Raw genomic sequence first — 15577 nt, forward strand, 5'->3', positions numbered from 1 at the left:
CCGTGAAACTATTGAGAAAGGCATTTGGCTTCCTTGGCCGAAGCCTGTCGCCGGAAAAGCCCACAGGCTGGTCAACAGGGCCTGCAAGCCATGCCGGGGAGGTCGTAAACGGGAGCAACTCCCTGATGCTGTCCGCCGTCTGGGCTTGTACCAACCTTCTTGCCGGTACCATTGCATCTCTGCCGCTGACGGTATACCGCACAGGGCCTGCGGGCCAGAGAACGGCAGCCCGGGAGCATTCCCTCTACCGGATCCTGCACGACAGCCCGAATGCGGACCAGACAGCGGTGGATTTCTGGGAGTACATGTGCTTCTCCATCGAACTGTGGGGAAATGCCTTTGCCCGGAAGGACAGCATCAACGGACGGCTGGTCAGCCTGACCCCTGTCAATCCGGCACTGGTCACGGTAACCCGGCAGCCGCACGGGGGATTGGCCTATCAATGGTCGGAGAATGGACAGGCGTTTACTGTTGATGAAACCGGGATGTTTCACATCCGTGGTTTTGGCGGCGGGCCACTGGGCGGGGTTTCGACCTTGTCCACAGCCCGGCATGTCTTTGGTCTGGCCATGGCGATTGACCGGGCGGCAGGCGCAACGTTTGCCAATGGGCTGCGGCCATCCGGAACATTGACCTTTGACCGGTTTCTGACCGACGAGCAGTACACAACAGCCGAAGCAAGACTGGCATCAAAGTTCAGCGGGGCGATGGCTGCGGGGCGACCGATGATTCTGGAGGGCGGCGTGCGCTGGGATCAGGTCACGCTCAACCCGGAAGATGCGCAGATGCTCCAGTCCCGTTCCTTCTCGGTCGAAGAAATCTGCCGGTTCTTCGGCGTCCCCCCCTTCATGGTGGGGCACACAGAGAAATCCACCTCGTGGGGATCAGGACTTGAGCAACAGATACTCGGGTTCCAGAAGTTCACACTGCGACGAAGGCTGAAGCGGATTGAGCAGGCCATCATGAAGCAGCTGCTGACAGCAGCTGACAGGTCTTCCGGCATTACGGTCGAGTTCAACATAGAGGGACTGTTGCGCGGTGACAGCCGGGCACGGGCCGAGTTTTACACGGCCCTTCTGGGATCCGGTGTGCTGACGGTCAATGAAGCCCGTGCCCTCGAAAATCTGCCGCCGGTTCACGGCGGAGATGTTCCACGAACACAAATGCAGAACGTTCCTCTGGGGATGGCAATCCCGGGGACACAAAGATCGGAGAACCGCCATGCGGGTACGTGACTGTCGCTTCATGACCAAGACTATGGGTGAGGCTGGCACATTCGAAGGCTATGCATCCGTCTTCGGCAACGTCGACCAAGGGGGTGACTGTGTCGAGGCCGGAGCCTTCAGGGATAGCCTGGCAAGGGCAAAGGCAGAGGGAAAAGTCATTCCCCTGCTGTGGCAACATGACCAGAAGGAACCGGTCGGAATCTGGACGGACATTGCCGAGGACAGCAAGGGATTGCACGTCAGGGGGCAGCTCCTGCTGGAGCATGATCCCCTGGCCCGAAGGGCGTACGGATTACTCAAGGCTGGCGCAATTGGTGGCCTGTCGATCGGGTACACCATTCCCTGGGGAGGAGGGCAGCCGGAAAAGGGATCACGGGGATCTTTCCAGCGCCTGAAAGAGGTGGATCTTCACGAAATCTCGCTGGTCACGATGCCCATGAATACAGAGGCACGTGTCACGGGGGTCAAGTCCGCTCTTGCGGCAGGGAAAACACCGACAACCCGGGAATTCGAGGCATACCTGCGGGAGGCAGGATTTGCGAAAAGTCTTGCCACGGCAATTGCCAGCAAGGCGGCTCCGCTGCTTCGGGGGGAACCCGGAGACAGCACAGAAACAGAAGCAGCGTTTCTTCAGGCTCTTCTGAAACAGCACAATGAAAAGGATTTAGTACTATGAGCGCATGCGTGTGGAAGCGTTCTGACCGCATATGCCGCGACATGGCAAATGAAGGGCATCCCTCGGCAGGAAAAAGTGTTGAGGCCCTGGCTGCCGAGGTCAAGGCGTCATTCAGCAAATCCCTGGACGAGGCCCGCTCTATCGCAGAGAAGGCCCTGTCTGAAGTTCAGGCGAACGGGAAGCTTTCCGGCTCCGTCCAGGAAAAGGCTGACGAGGCCCTGATCAAGATGAATGCCCTGCAGGAGCAACTGGCAGGCATGGAGCAGAAGATGGTCCGCCTGTCCGGACCTGGTGGAAATACCTGTAATACCTCGCTTGGACAGACCTTTGTCGCGGACAGCAAGATCCGTGAATTCCTTGATTCGCAGAGCAAGCGCGGCAAGGTTGATATGGTCTTCAAGAGCACCATAACGTCTGCAACAACGGATGCAGCGGGCTCTGCGGGCAGGCTTGTAACCAACACCCGCCTGCCTGATATCATTGCTGCACCGGAACGGCGTATGACGATCAGGGATCTCATCACGCCGGGACAGATGGATGGCAATACCCTCGAATATGTCCGCGAAACGGGTTTCACAAACCAGGCAGGCATGGTGGCCGAGACTGAGGCGGTGCCCCAGTCTTCCATCAAATTTGACCTTGTGAACACCACGGCAAAGGTCATCGGGCACTATATGAAAGCGTCACGCCAAATTCTGGATGACGCGGCACAGCTGGCGTCCTACATCGACGGTCGCCTGCGATACGGACTGGCGTACAAGGAAGAGGCCCAGCTTTTAAACGGAGACGGGACCGGTCAGAACCTGCTGGGCATTATCCCGCAGGCAAAAGCCTACAGCGCCCCGATCACCATGGAAAAAGCAACCAGCATTGATGTAATGCGCCTGGCCATGCTGCAGGCCGCGCTGGCTGAATATCCAGCAACGGCGCATGTGCTCAACCCGGTGGATTGGGCCTGGATCGAAACCATCAAGGACTCGCAGGGGCGTTATCTCATCGGGAACCCGCAGGGAAGCGCAACGCCAACATTGTGGGGGTTACCGGTCGTTACAACGCAGGCAATTGGCGTTGACAAATTCCTGACCGGGGCGTTCCGCCTGGGCGCACAGGTCTTTGATCGCTGGCACGTCCGTGTCGAGGTCGCAACGGAACACGGTGATGACTTCATTCATAACCGCGTCACCATCCTGTGCGAGGAACGGCTGGCACTGGCTGTCTATAGGCCGGAAGCCTTCATATACGGTGATTTTGGACGCATTGACTGAGGAGAAGGCCGGGTTTGAAAGCCCGGCCTTTTTCATTGGGGAACCGATGAGCACAACAAAACACTACCGGGTTCTGCGGGCCATGGATGGTGACCGCTTCTACCGCGAAGGAGAGTCCCGTTCCATGTCTGCTGCCGATGCCTTTCATCTTGTCCGGCTGGGGGCCCTGGAGGAACTGCCTGTGGACACAGGGGCAGATCCCGTCGAGGCAAAGCCCCGCACACGCAGGGGGAGCCGTCATGCTGATTGAGATACAGGCACCGGAAACAGAGCCGGTATCCCTGTCGGATGCCAAGATACATCTGCGTGTGGATCATACCGCCGAGGACGATTATATCGCATCCTTGCTGTCCGTGGCGCGACGGCAGGTCGAACAATACTGCGGACGGGCCTTGTCTGCCCGGAAGTGGCGTCTTCTGCTCGACAGCTTCCCTCCACGGATCGAGCTTCCCTGCCCACCCCTGCAGAGTGTGGATGCCCTGAGCTGTATCGATTCCGGAGGCAGGCAGAGGGTTCTTCCCCCGGAATGCTGGCAGGTCGGGCAAGGCTGTCCATCGATGATCATGCCCGCGCCGGGCCACTGCTGGCCACAAACAGCGTCCGGACGCCCGGATGCTGTTCTGGTTGACTTTACGGCGGGCTACAGCGACCGGCGTGATGTCGATCCTGCCTTGCGGCATGCCATGTTGCTGCTGGTGGCAAACTGGTTCGAGAACCGTGGTACTGCGAGCGAAAGCGGTTCAAGACATATTCTTCCGCCGACCGTCCGATACCTTCTGGATCCCTGCCGTATACGGACGGTGCCGTGAAAGCCCCGGACATTGGAGGCCTGAACCAGAGGATCGCCCTGCTGTCCTGGCAAGATTGTCCCGACCAGGAAACCGGCCTGCTGGCGCTGTATCGGACAGAGGCCGAGATCTGGGCCAGGGTGGAGCCGGTCGGGGGAGCGGTTTATCTGGGAAGCCAGCAGATCGGGCAAACCATAACCCACCGCATCACCATGCGCTGGCGGGAAGGGATTACGGCAGAGCATGTCATCCGTCATCGCGGACGTTGCTTCCGGATCCGCCGGATAACCGACCTGAATGGATGGCGACGGTTCTCGGTGCTGGACGTCGAGGAAGAAGGACCTTTTGTACAGGAGGCAGGTCATGGCCCGTGAACAAAGCGCCATGGAAATCAATACCAGGTTATCGGGGTTTTCGCGTCTTGATTTTGACCGGAACCCAATCCGCCGTGAGCTGCGCAAGCTTGGATCCATGGTGGCCAGGGATGCGCGGAAACTCGTCCGGACACGAAAGCCATCGTCCCCCGGGACAAACCCCGGACGGCAAACAGGGGCCCTTTTCCGCTCTATCCGTTCCAAGGTCGGGCGTCAGGGTTTCCTGGTGGCTGTGGCCCCGTTCCGCAACGAGGAGCTGATGCGAAAGAAAGCCTACTATCCGGCCTTCCTTCTTTATGGGGCCGAGCGAAAGCCTGGCGGGCGTCTTCTGCCGCGTAACAATTATATGGCGGATGTCATGCAACGGCACCGGAACATGGTCCAGGAGCGTCTCTCTGTCGTTCTTGTGCAAGCGATTGTGCCACGTCGGGGAGGCTCTCGTTGATGCTGGACGCCATTATCCTGGCATTGCGGGAGCGATGCCACACGTTCTCGGGGGCTTCGGGTTCCGCACGTATCGCCGGGGCTGCTGAATTCGCCAGAGTCGCGGAGGATGCCAGTCTTCCGGTTCCAGCGGCCTACGTGCTGCCACGAGAGGAAAAGCCTGCAACAGCCGTAACCTGCACGGGATATCGGCAACCGGTTCAGGCGCATTTTGCTGTGGTTGTCGTTCTTCCTGCGGCGGATCGTCGCGGACAGGGAGCGGCTGTGGCCGTTGAATCAGTGCGGGACGATTTGTTTCGTGCGCTGCTGGGCTGGGAGCCGCCCGGCTACGGGCCAATTGTTTATGAAGGCGGCGAGCTGCTGTCGGTCGATCGCGCCCGGTTGTGGTGGCAGTTCACGTTCAGCGCAGCCTACCAGATTACAGAAGATGAAACGTGGCTGGCTGTGACCCATCGGGACCGGCCATTACTGGAAACGGTCCGGATTGGCCTGGATGCCACGGCGAATGATCCGGAAACAGAACCGTGGGGGAAACCGGATGGATATCCGGAGAGATGGTTACATCTGCACTTTGATGCATCCGCGCAGGATGCACGGGAGAACCAAAAATGAGTGTGAGCTTCAATACATTGCCCGTCAATGTACGGGTACCGCTGTTTTATGCCGAGGTTGACAACAGCCAGGCCAGTTACTTCGAGCGCCAGAACCGCACCCTGCTGATCGGCCAGATGGTTTCCGGCGGGACCGCACGGGCCGGTGTACCGCAGCAGGTATCCCGCACGGACCAGGCCAGGGTTCTGTTCGGGGCCGGATCCATGCTGGCCCGCATGCACGCGGTGTACCGGGCCGGGGATACCTTTGGCGAGGTCTGGTGCATTGCGCTGGACGATGCGGCGGCGTCTGTCGCGGCAACAGGTACGGTCAGGATCACCGGAACAGCTTCTGCCGCAGGTATCATCACACTTTATATTGCCGGACAGCGTGTGCAGGGTGCAGTCGCAGTGGGTGATACAGCTGCTGCTGTGGCGCGGATGCTTGCGGGTGTCATTACCCGGTCTTCCGACCTTCCGGTGACAGCGGCGGCAGACGGCGGGAAAATCACGCTGACATGCCGGTGGAAAGGGGAAACCGGCAACGACATTACCCTGATTCCCAACTACAGGGGCGCTCTGGGTGGAGAGAGTGATGTGCCGGGCCTTTCCGTAACCGTTGTGCCCATGGCAGGTGGTGCGGGCAACCCGGATATAGCGGTTGCCACGGCGGCAATGGGTGATGAGGAGTATGACCATGTCGTCTGTCCGTACAGTGATGCAGCAACACTGGATGCCCTTGCAGCAGAGATGGGAGACACGACGGGTCGCTGGTCATGGTCACGACAAATCTACGGGCATGTCTGGGCGGCACGCCGGGGCAGTACCGAGGCGCTGGCCACTTTCGGGAGAACGCGCAACGACCAGCATTGCACCATAGCGGGATTTGAGGCGGATCTCCCCTCGCCCGCGTGGGAGTATGCTGCGGCCTGGGCTGCCCGTTCTTCCGTTTTCCTGAACAATGAACCCGAGCGTCCCACACAAACAGGGGAATTATGCGGGATTCTTCCCCCACAAGCCGGGAAGCGTTTCACGCTGACAGAAAAACAGTCGCTGTTGTACGCAGGCATTGCAACCAGCATGGTATCAGGCGGGGCCGTCAGGATTGAGCGCTCTGTCACGACGTACCAGAAGAATGCCTGGGGGCAGCCTGATCCATCCTATCTGGACGCGGAGACCCTGTTTCTTCTGGCCTATGTCCTGCGTTACCTGAGACAGCGCATTACGCAGAAATACCCACGCCACGCCCTGGCCAATGACGGAACCCGCTTCGGGACCGGAAAAGCCATGGTTACGCCGGGTATCCTGCGTGCCGAGCTGATCGCGGCGTACCGGGAGCTGGAATTAGACGGAAAAGTCGAGAATGCCGAGGCGTTCAAGGCGGCCTTGATTGTTGAACGGGACAGTACAAATCCAAACCGTGTCAACGTGCTGTACCCACCGGATCTGGTCAACCAGCTCCGTATCTTTGCGGTCCTGGCCCAGTTCCGGCTGCAGTACCCGGATGCGGCCTGAACCGCTTACTGACACACAGAAAGGAACAATCCATGGCCAAGCCTATTGGCGGCACATGCTATTTCAAGGTTGACGGCGTGCAGCTGGAACTGGCGTCGGACGATGTCACCATCGATATCCAGGCAACAGAAAAGAAAGGCGTTGTTGCCGGGTACTATACCGAGAGCGACTGCATTCCCTCCATCGAGGGCGAATTTGTCGTACCACGCAGTTTCCCCATGCAAAAAATCCTGCGCATGGACAACGGAACCATCACCGTTGAATTGAAGTCAGGCCTGACGGCAAGCCTGTCCGGAGCCTACCTGGCGGATCGGGCACCCGTCGAGGGTGGCAAGGGCACCGTCAAGATGAAGTTTGAAGGCACACGGGGAGAATGGCTGTGACAGCATCAAGTATTACGCTGACCAAACCGGTTCATGCGCATGGCGAGGAGGTCCGTGTCCTGACGCTTCGCGAACCTGTGGCGGATGACATCATTGTCTGCGGCTATCCTTTGAGCATCGGTGATGGAGGAGCCACGCCGCAGGCCGGGGCGATTGCCAAATACATTGCCCGTCTGGCCGACATCCCGCCTTCATCTGTTCGCAGCCTTGCTCCCGCTGATTTCATGGCTGCATTCCAGGTCATCATGCATTTTTTCGGGGGCACGGGGGCGGAACCGATAACTCCGGATTGATCGAGCGCTTGTTCGATCTGGCATGGGTATGGGGGTGGGGTGTGATCAGGCCCATACCCCTGTCCCACCTTGACCTGTGGGAATGCCAGACCGTGCGCATTGCCAAAGAACAGAAAAAGTACGTGACAAAAGGATAGGGATCATGTCCCAGGGTTTCAGTCTCAAGGCGGTTATTTCTGCCGTTGACCGGGTGACCGGCCCCATGAAGTCCATCAACAGGGCACTTCAGCTGCCGGTAAAAACCATGCAGGCCGTATCCCGTGCAAGCGGCAATCTGGGAAGAGACCTGAGCATGGCCCTTGGTCCCATGTCCGGTCTTGCAGGGGTGGCCGGGTTCGGGGCCGGGGCTTTTGGAACCGCATCCATCATCAAGACCAGTGCCGAATTCGAACGATTCCGGAGCGTCCTGAAAACGGTGGAGGGGTCGGCGGAAAAAGCCGGGGCCAGCATGAAGTGGGTCGAGGATTTTACGCGGAAGACACCCTACCAGCTGGCGGAGGTCAACGAAGCCTTTGTCCAGCTGCGGGCGGCAGGACTGAACCCTGCGGACGGCACTCTCCGTAGTGCCGGTGATGCTGCCGCAGCCATGGGAAAGAGCATGGAGCAGGCTGTTGAGGCTGTGATCGATGCTGTACGGGGAAAAAGTGAGCGACTGGACAAGCTGGGAATCAAGGGCGAAAAAGCCGGCAATAAGATGGTGTATCGCTGGAGGCGGAACGGCGAGGACATGGTAACGGTCGCCGAAGCAAATGCAGAGAGCATACAGAGGGCCATTCTTGGGATCTGGAACACTAAATTCCAGGGGGCGATGGACAATCTTTCCAGCACATGGGACGGCCTGTGGTCGAACCTGATGGACAGCTTCACCAGCTTCCAGAAAATGATTGGCGATGCCGGTTTCTTCGAGGCCGCAAAGGGAGAGCTGAAGGCTCTGCTGGGCTTGTTCGGCCAATGGGAGAGTGACGGGTCCCTGAAGGCTGTGGCGCGACAGATATCAGACGTCCTGACATCATCGATTCGTGGCCTGAAGAACACTCTTATGACCGTGAACTGGCAACGTGTGTGGGAGGGCATGCAACGTTTCGGATCCAGCATACAGCGCTGTGTCGATGCCGTGGGGGGCTGGGGAAATGCATTGATCGGGCTGGCCCTGATTATGAATGCACACGTTATCGTCTCGGTGTTGCAACTTGCGGGCGCTGTTGTCCGGTTGACAGCCGTCTTGTCTGTTGCCATCGCAAGGGTGGCCGCCTTTGTCGCCAGGCTGGCGTTTGTAAAAATGGCTTCGGCCTTTGCTGTGGCCATCAACGGCATTGCCACCGCTATGGGAGCCCTGAACGTTGCGATGTGGGCCAACCCGATCGGTGTTGTTCTGGCCGGTATTGTTGCCGTTGTTTCTGCGGCATGGCTGCTCTACGACAACTGGGATGCCGTCTGCTCCTGGTTCCTCGGAATATGGGACAGCATGAAAATGGTTGTCGCGGGATTCCGGGACTTCCTGTCCGGCGTGTTCAGCAATGATCTTGCTGCGATGTTTGAGGGTGTGGCGGCTCTTGGTAGGGGGCTGGCCGGTCTCCTGAACTCCATTTTTGCGCCATTCCAGTGGGTGTTCGAGAAAATGGGATCCTTGCTTGATATCGGGGGAAGAACCGAAATCGAGGCGGCACTGACAGAGTCGGCAGAATTCAGGGCCATGCAGCAAAGCCATCATGACACGTCAGCAGGCACATCCGTGCTTGATGCAGCAGCAAGCCGCAACCAGATCAACGGAGAAATCCGGGTCAGCTTTGACAATGCGCCTCCGGGAATGCGTGTCTCCGAAGGCATAACAGACCGGTCGGGACTGTTGATCAACCCGGATGTGGGATACCGGCGGGGAGCCATTGTCTAGCAGCGCAGCAAAAAAGCACGCAAGAAGAGCATTAACGGAAATATAAACCTATAAAGACAGCAACCCTTTCAGGAAGGATTGCTGTCATGCGCCTATATGTTGTTTTTCTTGTGTCGTTTCTGCTGTTCCCTTTCCCGCTGTCTGCGGCGGATATTCCGGCCACACTGAAGCGTGTCATTGACGGGGATACCGCTGTCATGCAGACCAGCGATGGCGAGAAGACAGTGCGTTTCAAAGGTATCGATACGCCTGAACTCAAGGGCCGGTGCGCCGCCGAGAAGCAGGCGGCCCACCGGGCAAAAGCTGCAACAGAAAGGCTTCTGTCAAAAGGGGCGATTACGTTGCGGAAGCCATCCAGGGACAAGTACGGGCGCACGGCGGCCTTTGTCCTTGTCGATGGGAAACCCGTTCACGTGGCCCTGATCCGGGCCGGACACGGGCGGGCCTATGCGGGCGGAAAGCGTCAGGGGTGGTGTGACGGACAGAATTAAATCACAAGCGGAGCGAAGGCTGATGGTGGCCGGATGGAGACAGAAACTGCAACCGGCATCCTTCAGGGGCGTGCCGTTTTTTGTGGATGGTGATGACCTTGAAGCGGGGCGGCGGATACAGGTTCATGAATACCCGCAGCGCGATACGCCCTTTGTAGAAGACCTCGGGCGGGCCAGCCGCAAGATTTCAGTTACGGCCTTTCTTGTTGGCCCCGATTACATGGCGCGCCGTGATGCGCTTTTGCAGGCTGTTGAGTCCGGTGCAACAGGTACGCTGGTTCATCCGCAGTACGGGAGCCTTTCTGTTGCCGTGGACGGAACATGCTCTTTCAGTCATTCACGGGAAGAGGGTGGGCTATGCAGGGTTCGATTATGCTTTGTCGAAGCCGGTGAGGCCGCCTTTCCTGCCGCGCGCATCGATACGGTGGCCGAGGCCTTGAAGCGTGCCGAGGCCCTGGACCGGATTGCCGGGCTCGATTTTCTGAAGAAATTCGGAATATCCGGCTTTCCCGATTTTATTGGTGACACGGCTGTGGCGGATCTGATGCATGGCCTTTCCACCCTGGAAGACGCGCTCTTCATGCGCAATGCGGAGCCACTCGTATTGCTTCAGTCAAAGCTTGGAATCCTGACCGGCGATCCACGCAAACTGGTGGCAGCCATACAGGGCATTTTCCGTTCGCTTGGTAGCGACAAAAAGAGAGTACAGCCTTTGACCGCTGTTGCAGCCTTTCGTCCTGCCCCGCAGGCAGAGCCGGGGACAACCCGGTTACGGAAACAGGAAGGGCAAAACCGTGCTGCTGTTGCTTCCCTAATCCGGAGATCCGCATTGGCACAAGCCAGCCGCAGTGCCGCACTGTCACAGTGGTCTGTCCGCGATGATGCCCTTGCTGCCCGGGATACCCTGGTCAGGGCCTATCGCGCGGAAGAGGACATCACCGGGCATGGCAATGTCTTCGCCGCGCTTGGTGCGGCCCGTCTGGCGACAGCGCAGGATATTGGTCAGCGTGTGAAACCTCTGCCAAGACTGGAGCGCATAACGGTGCCGGGTCCCGTGCCCGCACTGGTTCTGGCCTATGACCGGTACGAGGACATTGCGCAGGAGGCCGATATCATCACCCGGAACAACATTGCCCATCCCGGCTTTGTTCCCGGGTCTTCTCTTCTGGTTACAGGATAGGTCAGTGGAAGACAGTGTACTCCTGAAAGTCAATGGCCGGGAATTCGGAGGATGGAAGCGTGTCTCTGTAACAGCGGGTCTGGACCGGCAGGCGCGTGATTTCGAGCTGGACATAACCTTCCGCTGGCCAGACCGTGCCGCTATCCGCGACATGATCCGCCCGGGTGACTCCTGCCAGATTCTGCTGGGGCGCGATCTTGTCCTCACAGGATACGTTGACGCGACCCCCATACGTTACGACGCCGGTCAGATATCTGTTGGTGTCAGCGGACGGTCGGCAACGGCAGACCTTGTTGATTGCGCCGCCATCAACGAGCCGGGACAGTGGAATGCACGCCGGGTCGAGGACATTGTGACCGACCTGGCCGCGCCTTATGGCGTGCACGTCTGTACCGAAGTCAATACCGGCCCGATCGTGGAGACATACCAGATTGATCAGGGAGAAACTGTTTTCGAAAGCGTGGACCGCCTGATCGGCATGCGGGCGCTCCTGTCCACGGATGATGCAAACGGGCGTCTGGTTCTGACCGGAACAGGACGGATGCGGGCAATCACGCCGCTGATCCTTGGTCAAAACATTCTGTCTGCAGATGCCCCGCTGAACTGGAAAGATCGTTACAGCCTTTACCTGGTGAAAGGACAAGGCATAGGCGATGACAGTTCGGTGCATGATGCCCTGTCTGTGCGTGCCGAGGCCCATGACGCGGCTGTCAGGCGACGGCGCGTGCTGTTCCGGAAGCAATCCGGAGATGCCGACAGGAACTCGGCGCGGCTTGAAGCGCGCTGGGAAGCTGCTTCCCGCGCCGGACAAAGCGTGAAAACGCGCTATACCGTGCAGGGGTGGCGACAAGCGGACGGCAACCTCTGGGTACCCAACGCTGTTGTCATGGTACAGGATCCTGTTATCGGACTGGACGGAGAGATGCTGATCGGTGAGGTCACCTACTCTCTGGGGGATACAGGCTGTCTCTGCCATCTGACCGTGGCTCCGACCGGGGCGTGGGAACTGAAACCCGAAACCACACAAAAGGGCGGGGATGGACCTTCCGCCCTGACCAGGCCGGGAGAAACCCTGCTGAATTTCTGAAAGAGCGCATGGATGATCGAACGCACAATATCAACAGCCCTGCGCCCACTGGCGCGGCGGATAGAAAACATCCTTGCGCGTGCGCTTGTAACAGCCGTGAGCGGAGGAAGGCTTCAGGTGTTGCAGGTCAGTATACTGGATGGTGAGGTCAAGGATGGGGTGCAGCACTACGAACCTGCAGGATTTACCTCCCATCCGGTATCGGGTGCGGAGGCCCTTGTCCTGTTTCCGGACGGGGACCGGACCCATGCCATAGCCGCCGTGGTCACAGACCGTCGTTGTCGACCGGCTGACCTGCAGCCGGGGGAGGCTGCGGTCTTCTGCCCCGGTGACGGACTGGCCCAGATCCGTGCTGAACGGGATGGCACCATCCGTATCCGGGGTAAAAGAATTGTCCTCGAAGCCGATGGCGACATTGCGCTCACGGCATCGGGACAGCTGCTGGAGGAAAGCCGTGAACACAAGGTTCTTACAGGTACCTATGCTGCAGCCCGTAAAGTATGACAGGAACAACAGCCCATGTCGGGAATAGCCGTTAACGGACGTGATGTCGCGGGTGGGGTATGTCGTGGGGCAGAAACGGGCTGGTACCGTGTGGAAGACCATGCGGTCGCCCTGCAGGGAGATCCGGTTGAGGGACACGGCGAATCTCCGCACAACGGTCCTGTTCTTGCCGAGGGAAAGGCTTGGTACACCGTCGATGGCATTCCTGTTGCTTTTGCTGGCTGCAAGGCAACCTGTGGCCATGTGGTCAGCGGGCGCTCCTGGTACAGTGCGCTTGAAGGACCGGAAGCTGAAAAGGCAATCATCAAGTCCGCTCCGCGTCGCGGAACATATTTCTTCGGTGGCGCAGGACTGAACGGAGCCTATATAGGCGACATGGTGTCGGCTTTCCGGGAAGCTGGTCTTGACCCCGTATCCGCAGGCAATGGCAATCGATGGTCCGTGGACGCCGGAGAAGGATCGCTGTTCGGCATGCTGGGAGATGCTTTCAGCGGTGTGCCGCTGCTGCGGGATGGCGAGGATACAGGCCGTCCCCTCGGCCTGGATGACTATGGAACACGTGGAACGCAGTTCAACCTGGTTGGCTATTCCTACGGCTCGCTGGTTGCTGCGCAGGTCGCCGTCAAATACGCCCGGGCGGGTGGTGTTGTGGACCACCTTGTCCTGATCGGATCGCCTGTTTCCCGCCCTTTCCTTGACCAGCTGCGTGCTACGGAAGGGATTGCGCGTATTCTGGTCCGGGATCTGTCGTACATGGGTGATCCAATTCGTGCCGGAATGACGTTGGGAGATCTTGTGGCTGCAGGACCTGTCCTTGTGGTACAGTTCTACGAACAGAGCGGCCATTTCCGTTACTCTCCCATGACGGCAGAGGCGGCCCGGAAACGGAGAAAGCTTGCTGCCTGGCTTTATGAGGTGGGCCTGAGATGAATGCCTTTTTATTCCTTGGACGAAGTCTCTGGATGCTGTCGTGCGTGGTTCTGACAGCGACAGCGCTCTTGGCCAATTATCCCCTCGCCGGTGACATGCCGGTCAGTGCCTCCCTCTATGGCGGTGACCCTTGGGTGTATGCACCCTGGCTTGTTCCTCCGGTTATCGGTGCCGCCCTAGTGCTGCCGGGCCTGCTGTTGTGGCTGCCGGTTTGTTTGTTCCCTCAGTGTGGATCAAGGAAGCTTGTGGTGCTGCTTCTGGCCAGCCACGCTGTCGGCTTTCTTGTCATCCCCGTCATGATTTATGAGGGGTGGCTGCTTCGTCGCTGGATCTGCACGCCGGAAACGGACACGCCCTTGTCCAGCGCAGGATAATCTTTCTTTCCTACCTACATACAGCCGCCTTCCGGGCGGTTTTTTTTATGGGGCTTTCGTCGTGTCAAAAGCATCTCTTGAGGCGGTTTATGCCTCCGACCGGACAGCGCCGTCATCGGCCTTACCGGATTCCCTGTATCGGGCTGTCGAGAACTCCCTGTTTACATGGGCGCGGGCCAGACCGGACGATCGTTTGCCGGATGAATCCGGGCGAATGGGATGGTGGGGTGATGTAACCATTGCCAATGATCATTTCGGATCCCGGTTATGGCTTTTACGTCGTGAGGCCCTGACAGACCAGACTGTGGAGCGAGCCCGTGAATACGCCGCCGAATCCCTGTCCTGGTTGGTCAAGGATGGCGTTGCAGCCCGTATTGATGTTTCAGCCCGGCGCATCGGCTTGTCCGGTCTTGGTCTGGTCGTAACGGTATTTCGTCATGACGGGCACCGTCTTGACCTTGATTTTCATAACGCATGGACGGCTATCAATGGCTGATATTGGATGGGTGCGCCCCCCGCTGCCGGATCTTGTCGCGCAAATTCGCACCGACCTTCTGACATCCCTGTCCCTTGATGAGGTTTTGCGCCGCTCTGACCTTGAAGTGCAGGCCCGCGTCCAGGCCGCAGCCCTGCATACGCTCTACGGCTTCGTCGAACATCTGGCACACCAGATTCTGCCCTGCAGCGCAACCGGTGAATGGCTGGAACGGCATGGTGCCTGGCGTGGCGTGATGCGGAAGCCGGCGCGGGAAGCAACCGGATCTGCAGAGTTCAGGGCCAGTCCGGGAAGCGCCTTTCTGCCCCATACGGTCATTCCGGAGGGCACGCGCCTGCAAAAGGCAGGGGGCATTGACTATGTTGTCGCGGAATCCACGGTCGCAGAAGGCGCTTCTGTCGTGGTGCCGATACGCGCGGCAAACGCGGGGCAGCATGGCAATGCCGAGCCGGGTACCTTTCTGTCCCTGGTGAATCCTGTCGCCGGGGTACAGCCCGTCGCTGTGAGCGGAGAGCTTTCTGGCGGCGTTGATCGTGAGGATCAGGAGGCATACCGGAACAGGATCATGCAGTATGACCGGATGACGGCGTGCGGCGGTAATCTCGATGATTACCGGAAATGGGTCATGGAGACGCCCGGGGTAAGGGTCAGCAAGGTCTGGGTCTACCGGCACAGCCTTGGAACAGACGCCCACGGCATTACCTTTATTGTATCCGGACGGGCAGGATTTATCCCGACCGATGCAGAGGTCGCTCTGGTCCAGAAGCACATTGACCAGTTCCGGCCTGCGGGGGCGGACCCTCATGTTTTCAAGCCCGTGGAGATGCCGGTCAATCCGCAGATTGCAATCAGCCCGGACAAACCGGAAACCCGCCATGCCATTGAACAAGAGCTTCAGGACTTCTTTTTCAGGGAAGCAAAGCCCGGAGGTACGGTGCGTCTGTCGCGTCTGAGTGAAGCAATCAGCGCTGCGGCCGGAGAAGTCTGGCACACGTTGCACGCACCGGAAAGAAGCCTGGCCCTGGAAGCAGGACAGATTGCAACACCGGGAACCATACTGTGGGGATAAC

20 protein-coding genes are annotated in these 15577 nt (G+C 58.9%); all 20 read left to right on the plus strand.

Annotated elements, in window-relative coordinates; genetic code table 11:
- Nucleotides 1-2 precede the first annotated feature (2 nt).
- The 20 genes from HEQ61_RS06385 (at nucleotide 3) to HEQ61_RS06480 (ending at nucleotide 15576) form a co-directional block, all read left to right on the plus strand.
- A complete protein-coding gene (locus tag HEQ61_RS06385; protein WP_209315728.1) occupies nucleotides 3-1235 on the plus strand; it encodes a phage portal protein in 1233 nt (410 codons plus the stop codon).
- Entirely contained in the window at nucleotides 1222-1902 is a 681-nt protein-coding gene (locus HEQ61_RS06390) for an HK97 family phage prohead protease (RefSeq protein ID WP_168021271.1), read from the plus strand. Before HEQ61_RS06385 ends, HEQ61_RS06390 begins: the two co-directional genes overlap by 14 nt.
- Nucleotides 1899-3167, plus strand: a complete 1269-nt coding sequence (locus HEQ61_RS06395) for a phage major capsid protein (protein ID WP_209315729.1) — start codon at nucleotides 1899-1901, stop codon at nucleotides 3165-3167. Before HEQ61_RS06390 ends, HEQ61_RS06395 begins: the two co-directional genes overlap by 4 nt.
- Nucleotides 3168-3213: 46 nt before the next feature.
- Complete coding sequence (locus HEQ61_RS06400; RefSeq protein ID WP_167798502.1) at nucleotides 3214-3417, plus strand: hypothetical protein; 204 nt, start codon at nucleotides 3214-3216, stop codon at nucleotides 3415-3417.
- Entirely contained in the window at nucleotides 3407-3976 is a 570-nt protein-coding gene (locus HEQ61_RS06405) for a head-tail connector protein (RefSeq protein ID WP_168021272.1), read from the plus strand. The genes HEQ61_RS06400 and HEQ61_RS06405 overlap by 11 nt, the downstream gene beginning before the upstream one ends.
- Nucleotides 3973-4329 (plus strand): phage head closure protein, encoded by a 357-nt coding sequence (locus tag HEQ61_RS06410; protein ID WP_168021273.1) that lies wholly within the window; start codon nucleotides 3973-3975, stop codon nucleotides 4327-4329. Before HEQ61_RS06405 ends, HEQ61_RS06410 begins: the two co-directional genes overlap by 4 nt.
- Entirely contained in the window at nucleotides 4319-4774 is a 456-nt protein-coding gene (locus tag HEQ61_RS06415; protein ID WP_168021274.1) for a hypothetical protein, read from the plus strand. Before HEQ61_RS06410 ends, HEQ61_RS06415 begins: the two co-directional genes overlap by 11 nt.
- Nucleotides 4774-5385 carry a hypothetical protein gene (locus HEQ61_RS06420; RefSeq protein WP_066133151.1) on the plus strand — a complete coding sequence of 204 codons (612 nt, stop codon included), beginning with the start codon at nucleotides 4774-4776 and terminating at the stop codon, nucleotides 5383-5385. Before HEQ61_RS06415 ends, HEQ61_RS06420 begins: the two co-directional genes overlap by 1 nt.
- Nucleotides 5382-6878: a phage tail sheath subtilisin-like domain-containing protein gene (locus tag HEQ61_RS06425; protein WP_168021275.1), complete on the plus strand. Its 1497-nt coding sequence runs from the start codon at nucleotides 5382-5384 to the stop codon at nucleotides 6876-6878. Before HEQ61_RS06420 ends, HEQ61_RS06425 begins: the two co-directional genes overlap by 4 nt.
- 32 nt (nucleotides 6879-6910) lie before the next feature.
- Nucleotides 6911-7261 carry a phage tail tube protein gene (locus HEQ61_RS06430; RefSeq protein ID WP_167805341.1) on the plus strand — a complete coding sequence of 117 codons (351 nt, stop codon included), beginning with the start codon at nucleotides 6911-6913 and terminating at the stop codon, nucleotides 7259-7261.
- Nucleotides 7258-7554, plus strand: coding sequence for a phage tail assembly protein (locus tag HEQ61_RS06435; protein ID WP_209315730.1), 297 nt, complete (start codon nucleotides 7258-7260; stop codon nucleotides 7552-7554). Before HEQ61_RS06430 ends, HEQ61_RS06435 begins: the two co-directional genes overlap by 4 nt.
- A 142-nt stretch (nucleotides 7555-7696) precedes the next feature.
- Nucleotides 7697-9445, plus strand: coding sequence for a tape measure protein (locus HEQ61_RS06440; protein ID WP_168021276.1), 1749 nt, complete (start codon nucleotides 7697-7699; stop codon nucleotides 9443-9445).
- 86 nt (nucleotides 9446-9531) lie between these two features.
- Complete coding sequence (locus tag HEQ61_RS06445; protein ID WP_168021277.1) at nucleotides 9532-9936, plus strand: thermonuclease family protein; 405 nt, start codon at nucleotides 9532-9534, stop codon at nucleotides 9934-9936.
- A 22-nt stretch (nucleotides 9937-9958) separates the two neighbouring features.
- Complete coding sequence (locus HEQ61_RS06450) at nucleotides 9959-11116, plus strand: DNA circularization protein (RefSeq protein WP_168021278.1); 1158 nt, start codon at nucleotides 9959-9961, stop codon at nucleotides 11114-11116.
- 4 nt (nucleotides 11117-11120) lie between these two features.
- Complete coding sequence (locus HEQ61_RS06455; RefSeq protein WP_168021279.1) at nucleotides 11121-12203, plus strand: phage baseplate assembly protein; 1083 nt, start codon at nucleotides 11121-11123, stop codon at nucleotides 12201-12203.
- A gap of 12 nt (nucleotides 12204-12215) precedes the next feature.
- Entirely contained in the window at nucleotides 12216-12707 is a 492-nt protein-coding gene (locus HEQ61_RS06460; RefSeq protein ID WP_168021280.1) for a phage baseplate assembly protein V, read from the plus strand.
- 15 nt (nucleotides 12708-12722) lie between these two features.
- Nucleotides 12723-13637, plus strand: a complete 915-nt coding sequence (locus HEQ61_RS06465) for a hypothetical protein (RefSeq protein ID WP_168021281.1) — start codon at nucleotides 12723-12725, stop codon at nucleotides 13635-13637.
- On the plus strand, nucleotides 13634-14011 hold the full coding sequence (locus HEQ61_RS06470; protein ID WP_066133125.1) for a hypothetical protein: 378 nt from the start codon (nucleotides 13634-13636) through the stop codon (nucleotides 14009-14011). The genes HEQ61_RS06465 and HEQ61_RS06470 overlap by 4 nt, the downstream gene beginning before the upstream one ends.
- Nucleotides 14012-14072: 61 nt before the next feature.
- Nucleotides 14073-14507 (plus strand): phage GP46 family protein, encoded by a 435-nt coding sequence (locus HEQ61_RS06475; protein ID WP_209315731.1) that lies wholly within the window; start codon nucleotides 14073-14075, stop codon nucleotides 14505-14507.
- Entirely contained in the window at nucleotides 14500-15576 is a 1077-nt protein-coding gene (locus tag HEQ61_RS06480; protein WP_168021283.1) for a baseplate J/gp47 family protein, read from the plus strand. The genes HEQ61_RS06475 and HEQ61_RS06480 overlap by 8 nt, the downstream gene beginning before the upstream one ends.
- The last annotated feature ends 1 nt before the right edge of the window (nucleotide 15577 follow it).

Source organism: Haematospirillum sp. H4485, assembly GCF_012102745.1.
Classification (GTDB): Bacteria; Pseudomonadota; Alphaproteobacteria; order Rhodospirillales; family Rhodospirillaceae; genus Haematospirillum.

Bases quoted from the DNA above. Each gene is read 5' to 3' on its own strand.
- HEQ61_RS06390 (WP_168021271.1), top strand. From the start codon at position 1,222: ATGCGGGTACGTGACTGTCGCTTCATGACCAAGACTATGGGTGAGGCT.
- HEQ61_RS06395 (WP_209315729.1), top strand. From the start codon at position 1,899: ATGAGCGCATGCGTGTGGAAGCGTTCTGACCGCATATGCCGCGACATG.
- HEQ61_RS06400 (WP_167798502.1), top strand. From the start codon at position 3,214: ATGAGCACAACAAAACACTACCGGGTTCTGCGGGCCATGGATGGTGAC.
- HEQ61_RS06405 (WP_168021272.1), top strand. From the start codon at position 3,407: ATGCTGATTGAGATACAGGCACCGGAAACAGAGCCGGTATCCCTGTCG.
- HEQ61_RS06415 (WP_168021274.1), top strand. From the start codon at position 4,319: ATGGCCCGTGAACAAAGCGCCATGGAAATCAATACCAGGTTATCGGGG.
- HEQ61_RS06420 (WP_066133151.1), top strand. From the start codon at position 4,774: ATGCTGGACGCCATTATCCTGGCATTGCGGGAGCGATGCCACACGTTC.
- HEQ61_RS06425 (WP_168021275.1), top strand. From the start codon at position 5,382: ATGAGTGTGAGCTTCAATACATTGCCCGTCAATGTACGGGTACCGCTG.
- HEQ61_RS06430 (WP_167805341.1), top strand. From the start codon at position 6,911: ATGGCCAAGCCTATTGGCGGCACATGCTATTTCAAGGTTGACGGCGTG.
- HEQ61_RS06440 (WP_168021276.1), top strand. From the start codon at position 7,697: ATGTCCCAGGGTTTCAGTCTCAAGGCGGTTATTTCTGCCGTTGACCGG.
- HEQ61_RS06445 (WP_168021277.1), top strand. From the start codon at position 9,532: ATGCGCCTATATGTTGTTTTTCTTGTGTCGTTTCTGCTGTTCCCTTTC.
- HEQ61_RS06450 (WP_168021278.1), top strand. From the start codon at position 9,959: ATGGTGGCCGGATGGAGACAGAAACTGCAACCGGCATCCTTCAGGGGC.
- HEQ61_RS06460 (WP_168021280.1), top strand. From the start codon at position 12,216: ATGATCGAACGCACAATATCAACAGCCCTGCGCCCACTGGCGCGGCGG.
- HEQ61_RS06465 (WP_168021281.1), top strand. From the start codon at position 12,723: ATGTCGGGAATAGCCGTTAACGGACGTGATGTCGCGGGTGGGGTATGT.
- HEQ61_RS06470 (WP_066133125.1), top strand. From the start codon at position 13,634: ATGAATGCCTTTTTATTCCTTGGACGAAGTCTCTGGATGCTGTCGTGC.
- HEQ61_RS06480 (WP_168021283.1), top strand. From the start codon at position 14,500: ATGGCTGATATTGGATGGGTGCGCCCCCCGCTGCCGGATCTTGTCGCG.